Origin of the sequence: Enterobacter sp. AG326 (assembly GCF_004362415.1) — a bacterium.
GTDB classification, from domain to species: Bacteria; Pseudomonadota; Gammaproteobacteria; order Enterobacterales; family Enterobacteriaceae; genus Enterobacter; species Enterobacter asburiae.
Genome location: NZ_SNXG01000003.1, coordinates 607,251 through 613,842 on the forward strand (window position 1 = coordinate 607,251; position 6,592 = coordinate 613,842).

9 protein-coding genes and 1 pseudogene are annotated in these 6,592 nt (G+C 48.2%); 7 read left to right on the forward strand and 3 right to left on the reverse strand.

Going from position 1 to position 6,592, the window contains the following annotated elements; all coding sequences use genetic code 11:
* Positions 1-220: 220 nt before the first annotated feature.
* Genes DFO52_RS14375 through DFO52_RS14385 form a run of 3 tightly spaced genes read left to right on the forward strand, consistent with a single transcriptional unit; the run spans position 221 to position 2,074 of the window.
* A complete protein-coding gene (locus DFO52_RS14375; RefSeq protein ID WP_047646195.1) occupies positions 221-748 on the forward strand; it encodes a tetratricopeptide repeat protein in 528 nt (175 codons plus the stop codon).
* Between the two features lie 7 nt (positions 749-755).
* The gene (locus DFO52_RS14380; protein ID WP_080750204.1) at positions 756-1,286 is read left to right on the forward strand and encodes a sigma-70 family RNA polymerase sigma factor; all 531 of its coding nucleotides are present in this window, start codon (positions 756-758) and stop codon (positions 1,284-1,286) included.
* Positions 1,283-2,074 carry a hypothetical protein gene (locus DFO52_RS14385; RefSeq protein ID WP_133550629.1) on the forward strand — a complete coding sequence of 264 codons (792 nt, stop codon included), beginning with the start codon at positions 1,283-1,285 and terminating at the stop codon, positions 2,072-2,074. The genes DFO52_RS14380 and DFO52_RS14385 overlap by 4 nt, the downstream gene beginning before the upstream one ends.
* On the opposite strand, the gene DFO52_RS14390 is transcribed toward DFO52_RS14385, so the two are convergent.
* The 3 genes from DFO52_RS14390 to DFO52_RS14400 all read right to left on the reverse strand — a co-directional run bounded on the left by DFO52_RS14390 (position 2,066) and on the right by DFO52_RS14400 (position 3,480).
* Positions 2,066-2,623 (reverse strand): YceI family protein, encoded by a 558-nt coding sequence (locus DFO52_RS14390; RefSeq protein WP_133550630.1) that lies wholly within the window; start codon positions 2,621-2,623, stop codon positions 2,066-2,068. The genes DFO52_RS14385 and DFO52_RS14390 overlap by 9 nt on opposite strands.
* A gap of 68 nt (positions 2,624-2,691) precedes the next feature.
* Positions 2,692-3,036, reverse strand: coding sequence for a cupin domain-containing protein (locus DFO52_RS14395; RefSeq protein ID WP_133550631.1), 345 nt, complete (start codon positions 3,034-3,036; stop codon positions 2,692-2,694).
* A gap of 87 nt (positions 3,037-3,123) precedes the next feature.
* Entirely contained in the window at positions 3,124-3,480 is a 357-nt protein-coding gene (locus DFO52_RS14400; protein ID WP_029740047.1) for a hypothetical protein, read from the reverse strand.
* 712 nt (positions 3,481-4,192) lie between these two features.
* Here DFO52_RS14400 and DFO52_RS14405 point away from each other — a divergent pair.
* The 4 genes and pseudogenes from DFO52_RS14405 to DFO52_RS14420 form a co-directional block, all read left to right on the forward strand.
* Positions 4,193-5,038, forward strand: a complete 846-nt coding sequence (locus tag DFO52_RS14405; RefSeq protein ID WP_001067212.1) for a DUF6387 family protein — start codon at positions 4,193-4,195, stop codon at positions 5,036-5,038.
* 280 nt (positions 5,039-5,318) lie between these two features.
* Entirely contained in the window at positions 5,319-5,525 is a 207-nt protein-coding gene (locus DFO52_RS14410; RefSeq protein ID WP_000795663.1) for an AlpA family transcriptional regulator, read from the forward strand.
* Positions 5,526-5,545: 20 nt separating this feature from the next.
* Complete coding sequence (locus tag DFO52_RS23305) at positions 5,546-5,845, forward strand: hypothetical protein (RefSeq protein WP_001019190.1); 300 nt, start codon at positions 5,546-5,548, stop codon at positions 5,843-5,845.
* Positions 5,846-6,140: 295 nt separating this feature from the next.
* Positions 6,141-6,592 (forward strand): annotated as a pseudogene (locus DFO52_RS14420) (site-specific integrase); the annotation flags it as partial.

The window sequence follows — 6,592 nt, forward strand, 5'->3', positions numbered from 1 at the left end:
TGTCACTTGCACAATAAAATATATTCTTATGCGGGGTTAAAATTCTGCTATCACGCGAAAATAATAGCGTTAAGAAAAAGGTAAAATAACCTGATTAATTTCCATTGGGGTTACGACATCAGCATGATTTTGCGACAACAAAAAAATTACGGGGAGAATGAATAAAAAGCGTCAGTCGGGCGTTTACTGACGTCACTCCCTTCTTACCCTGGAGCTTTATATGAATACGACCTCGTTTCGTTTGATCCCGGTGCTGATTTTTTCCCTGCTGTCCCCCCTGGCGCTGGCAATGGGCAATAATAGTACCGAGAGCAAAACGCCCGATTGTCCTTCCGGACAGGTGTATGACAGCGCCACCCAGAAATGCGTGCCGGATAAGAGCAGCACCCTCAGCGACCAGGACAAAACCAACTATGCGTACCATCTCGCGAAGAAAGGCGAGTACCAGGCGGCGCTCAACCTGCTTGATTCGCTGAAAAATGGCAATACGGCTGAAGCGTGGAACTATCGCGGGTTCGCCACGCGCAAGCTTGGCCGCACGGACGAAGGGATTGGTTATTACCAGCGCGCGCTGGCTATCGCACCGGATTATGCCAAAGCCCGGGAATATCTCGGTGAAGCGTGGATGGTAAAAGGACGTCCTGACCTCGCGAAAGAACAGCTGAAGGTGATTGCCGGTATTTGTGGCCAGTCTTGCGAGGAGTACCGTGACCTGCAGGCCGCCATCAACGGACATCCGGAATCCTGATTTTCTCGTGGAGGGAAAACACATCGCTACCAGTGAGGTTCGTCAACAGTTAGCCGCACACCTGGCGCGTCTCTGGCGCTATGGGCTGGTGCTGTCGCGAAACAGGGATATCGCCGAAGAGCTGGTTCAGTCCACCTGCGTGCGTGCGCTTGAACGGAGCAGCCAGTATACGCCGGGCACGCGCATCGACAGGTGGCTGTTCGCGATACTGCACTCTATCTGGATCTCTGAGCTTCGGGCCCGACACGTGCGTCAGGGGCAGGGATTTGTGGCCAGCGACGAGCTTCTGGCGCCGGACACCCGCCAACAGGATGAGACGCGCCTGCATTATATGAAGGTGATGCAGCGCGTCAACGCGCTGCCTGAAGCCCAGCGCAACGCGGTATTTTTGGTTTATGTCGAAGGCTTTACCTACCAGGAGGCGGCGGAGACCCTGGCGGTGCCGATCGGTACCGTGATGAGCCGGCTGGCGACGGCGCGGGCTCGGCTTGCCAGGTCCGCTGACGCACTGCCTCCGGTAAAGGAGAAACGCTCTTGAACTCATACCGTTTTGCACCGCCCTATAACGACGACGCTATCGTGGCATGGATAGATGGCGAGATGTGCCGCGCCGACGCGCAGCAATTTGAAGAACAGTTGAAAAGTGACGAACGCCTCTCCGGGCGAACCGCCGAACTGATGAAAAGCAGCCAGGATTTCGCCGGGGCGTTTGCCTCTCTGCTGGATGAGGCACCTCTGGAGACAATGCAGGCGCGTCTGGCAGCACTTCCCGATCCACAATCCTCCCCGCCGGCTGGCGTCAGCAGGCGGGCGCTGATTGCCGCATCGGTCAGCTTTTTGATGGTCGGTTCAGGGCTGGGCTACCTGCTGCGGCCCGCTTCCGCGCCAGCGGATGAGAACGCCCATATTCGCGACCTCGAAGCGCAATATATGTCCCTGTACAGCGTCGAGACGCTGCTGGATATGGACAGCGCAATGCCGGTCCTGCAGCGCGGGCTGGAACGAGCCGCGCAGGACATCGGCATGAAGCTGCACATGTCGCAGCTCGTCCTGCAGGGGGCAGAGCTGAAAATGGTGCGAATGCTGCGCTATGAAACCACCTCGATCGCGCAGATTGCCTGGATCAACGCCGACTACGGCCCGATGGCGCTCTGTATCTCTCCTGTAGATGAGAAGACGACGGCCTCTCTGCGCCAGGAGCAGCGGCACGGCATGAACCTGGCGTGGTGGCAGGAGGAGGGCTACCAGTTTGTCCTGATTGGCCGCAACCCGCCGTCTCACCTGCGGGGAAACGCGGAGCAGCTACAGCGGCTCATCTCAGGATGACGGCACGTCGTTCGTCTTAATCGCAATGGCGATGGCAATACGATCGTCCACGACCAGCGCAAACTTATCCATCCCGTAGGACGCGCGCGAGATCGCCGTCGTGGCATCCAGGGTGAGGGCCTGCGCGTGCGGGTCTTTCACGATGGCTTCCAGGATCACCGGGCGCGCAATGTTTCGTACGGTCAGCGTGCCGAACACCCTGAACCGCCCGTCGCCCTGAGCGACCACGCGAGAGCTGATGAACTCTATAGTCGGATAACGCTCAGATTCAAAAAACATGTCGCTTTTCAGCTGCCAGGTGAGCAGCTTGTTTGAGGCTACGAGAGTCGCTACGGGAATGGTGACGTGAATATGGTCGTCGACATCGTTTTCCGGATTGAGCGTCACGGCGCCCGTCACGCTGCTGAACGTCGCCCAGGAGAGGATACCGCCGAAGGCATGCCACGACAGCCGAATGGCGGTGTTATCGGTGTCGATTATGTAGCTCTTCGGGGCAGCCATCGCCCACGGACAAACCAAAACAAGCATTATTACCAGGCGTCGCAGCATCTCAGGATCTCTTTTAGGGGGGCAGGGAGTAAACGCGTCACCCCCGGGATCTATTCGGCTTTTATGCGTCAGGCTGTTTTAACGATATCCACCGAGATTTCGACGGCGGTAACCGGGCCCCGGTTTTCCAGCCAGTGGACCGTATTATGGTCTTCCGGCCAGCCGACGCCGGGACCGTAATCGGTGGCGATACCGTTACGATGATCGGTGATGGTCCCCTCAATGATAAAAACGGTACCGGGGCGATCGATATGATCGTGCACCGGACCAAAGACCGCGCCTGGGGCGAGCGTTACCCTGCGCATGCGAAGCTGACGCCCGTCCATGCCTGCGATCTCCGGGCCCAGATCGACGATGGAGAGTAGTTCAACGGTAACGCCCTGGGTTTCTGGTGCGGTGTCTTTGTGGCTCATGACGGTGCCCTCCTGAGACAAGTTTAGCCTTCAGGAAGCAGGGCGGGGGGGAATAAAAAAGGCCGCTTGTGCGGCCTTTCGAAGGGATTACTCAGTGACTTTCTTTTCCAGCTCGCTGGCACCTTCTTTGGTTTTGTTCCAGCCTTTCTCAGCGCCTTCTTTGGTGGCATCCCACCCTTTCTCGGTGCCTTGTTTGGTTTTATGCCAGGCTTTCTGGGAATCTTCGCTGACCTTGCTGCCCAGGCTCTCGCTTTTACCTTCCGCAGCATGCTTCTGTTTCAGCTTCAGCTCTTCACCTTTGTTCTGCTCTTCGTGCAGTTTTTGCTTCGCCTCGTTGGCGTTTGCGTTCGCCGCAGCGACGGTATCGTCAGTTGCATGTGTGGTCGCAGCAAATACTGGGGAAGCCAGCAGAACGGCAGATAATGCGATAATTGTTTTTTTCATAATATCCTCATTTAACGTTATCGGTTATGAGCGTGATTCAGCATGGCACAGGCGAAACGGGATGGCTTTAGGAAAAAACTGTAATGAGATCAATGTGCCCTGATGAGGGATATTTCGCCTGAGGATTATCCAAAGGATAAAAAGCCTATTTCTGCGAGGGCGGCGAGGGTCAGAAGAATGAAGATAATAACGGTTATGGGTCTGTACATGGTGGGGTTCCTTCCGGGTTGAGCGGCTATTCCGTAGCGCTGGGTGGTGTGGGTAATTTTGCACAGGAGATGCGGGAAGGGGGTTGATGTTTGTCAAAGGGATGGACGGAACTGTGGGAATGGGGCACAAAAAAGCCCGCAGGGCTTGCGCCGTGCGGGCTTTCAGGACTTCATCAGTCGACTCTGGTGATCGCCGATGGAGAATTTTGGTGGGCTGGCGTCCCTGTAATTAGCCATTCATACCATTGATTTTTAATGTTATTTATACTTTGAATTTTATGTGTGGTTCTAAAAAGGAACCATAAATCGTAATGGTATGGGTTATCACGATTAGCGGATTGGAGAATTGTATCAAAAGGAAACAAATTCTTCAGTTCAACTCCCTGCTAGTAGCTGAACTGCGCAAGCAGGATCTGCTTTTCACCGATTAGTGAATGCGGTAGTTTTTCAGCGAAACTGAATTCTATCCGTAGGGCAGTACCAGCATAGGTGGAGAATGGATTTTGAACAACTGGTCACCAGAGCACACAAAAGACATCAAGAGTTGGTTTAAGATTGATACATATCGCAAATTTGAAGACCTCTCATTGCTCCAGTTTTACCATGAGATATGGGCTCGTAACTTGTTCTTTAAGGAGTATCGGGAAGAGTTTGAGAGCAGAACTCTTATGGGTTACTTCTCAAAAATTTTCAGTGGCAATCCTTTTTTAATTGAAGAAGGGCAACTGGGATACATGACTCCTGCCAATAAACTTTTTCAGCCTCCCCATTTTTTTCTAACAACTCTTGATCGCCTTGCTGAAACGAGCATCATTGCTATGCAACGCGGAGGTTTTGTTTGGGATGGTGATGACAATTATTCAATAAACAGAGATCTTCGGGAAGAATCACTTTCAGATATTATGCCAGATCAGTTTTCACGAACAGTCATGTTCGAGATTGATTTGGCAAGTGGCACAGACGAAGAGATTGCAGAGTCGCTTAAAGCTGCATTACCGCAGTGGCGTAAAATCAAAGGTATCGAACCAGATCCTTTAGAATCAGTTCGCTTTGGGTATGGAACTATCAAGAAACTCATCAGTTATCGTGTGATACCTATGCTGGATATCCTGGTGTGGGCAGCCGTTAAAAAAATCCGTGTCTCTGACGACAGGTTATCCAGACTGCTATATACAGACGATGACGAAGAAAGCGAAATGAGGCAGTCTAGCCAAATCAAAGATACCGACAGGCCTTTGGCTCTTAAATCCTGCACAACTGACTTTATCCGACAATTCCATTACTTCATGAACAAAAATAGCCATTTGAAGCAAATGAAAGTCTCTGATGTAATGAAACTATCTGATTAGAATTACATTTATAACTATTTGTTTTAATTGTTAAAATTAACTAAAGGCATCATTGTGAATGGTGCTTTTTTTTGCGATTTTTACTTTAAACCGGGCATTTTGACACTTGCTATAAAACGGGGGAATTTCAGCTACTCTCAAGTTCCCCTTTTCTGTACGGCACCAACTTCGAGAAAACCATCCTGCATAGCTACGAAGAACTTCCGCTTCAGGAGCTTCGCTCTTTTCTTTTCCCAACTGTTCGTATAGTGACTTCACCGCAACGACAAGGGATAACGAAATGAAAAATCAAGCAACCCGCCTAATACGATTACCAGAAGTTCTCGAACGAACTGGCTACGGAAAAGCCTGGATATATCGTCTGATCAACGATGGTAAGTTTCCTGCTCCTGTCAAAATTGGAAGTCGTGCAGTAGCTTTCGTTGAAAGTGAGATTGATACCTGGATTCAGTCTGTTATCGAAACAAGTCGAAATAATGTTGCTTAATTGAACTTAGGAGTGATTTTATGAATATCGAAGAATTTGTAAGCGAAGAAAACCATATGTGCAATTTATGCGGAGATCTTTTTTACAAGATCTTTGACCAAGAAGTGATTTATGACTTACCTAATAACGAGTTTAATAAAGAAATCATTTACTGGCTCAGTCAGTACCTTGTAGGAAATCTGAGAGAACCTTTAGACTCGATCTCTGAGCTTAATGCTTGCAAACAGATATATGTTTACGAGACCTGGTTATCTCTAATTAAATGTCCTGATGAATTGAAACTCCTAGCGAAGCGGATAATTTTATATCTAATGGATTAAGAGCTTTTTATGAAAATGTAAAGTTTGGCTGCATAATTTATCTTAAAACTTTACAGAATAACTTACATTATTTTGGTTGCCGTTTATTAGCAAGGCAGTGAGATAGTTTTCGAAGTATTAGGTGTACATAATATTAACTAGATCTACCAGATGATAATTTGACAAGAATAATCGTCTATCTCACTGTTTTAATTTAAATAAATATCTTAATCGATCCAAATAAATTTGTAAATCTACGAAATGCTTATTATTAATATATTGGAATTATACTTTTTGTAAAGTTTAGGAGGAAAATATGTGCAGTATTTGTGTGGATTCTTTTATGTTCGAAAATGGTGAGAGATATTGTCATGTTGTAAATAAAGATACTGGTGAGCCATTGTATTATCCAAACTTGTATATAACAACACAAGTCAGGAATCGGTCAGAGTCTATATCAACAATGAAGGTTATCGCTGGGAGCATTTCATTGTTATATCGATTCTTTATGAGAAAAAATATCAATATTGATGAAAGAATTCAGAAAAGGATATTTCTGGCTCCTCATGAAATTGAAGATTTGATCGAATTCACTTCATTCAATTTTCGAGATGGCGAGAATGATAATTTTAGAAGTTCAAATGTCAAAAAACCAACTAAGTACTTTCGGATAACAACCATAGCTAACTATCTGGAATGGCTGTGCAAAATACATCTTTCTCATACAGGACAGAAGGATACTCTCAAATATATTTTAGATTTCATAAA

Bases quoted from the DNA above. Each gene is read 5' to 3' on its own strand.
- DFO52_RS23305 (WP_001019190.1), top strand. From the start codon at position 5,546: ATGAATATCGAAGAATTTGTAAGCGAAGAAAACCATATGTGCAATTTA.
- DFO52_RS14390 (WP_133550630.1), bottom strand. From the start codon at position 2,623: ATGCTGCGACGCCTGGTAATAATGCTTGTTTTGGTTTGTCCGTGGGCG.
- DFO52_RS14375 (WP_047646195.1), top strand. From the start codon at position 221: ATGAATACGACCTCGTTTCGTTTGATCCCGGTGCTGATTTTTTCCCTG.
- DFO52_RS14410 (WP_000795663.1), top strand. From the start codon at position 5,319: ATGAAAAATCAAGCAACCCGCCTAATACGATTACCAGAAGTTCTCGAA.
- DFO52_RS14400 (WP_029740047.1), bottom strand. From the start codon at position 3,480: ATGAAAAAAACAATTATCGCATTATCTGCCGTTCTGCTGGCTTCCCCA.
- DFO52_RS14395 (WP_133550631.1), bottom strand. From the start codon at position 3,036: ATGAGCCACAAAGACACCGCACCAGAAACCCAGGGCGTTACCGTTGAA.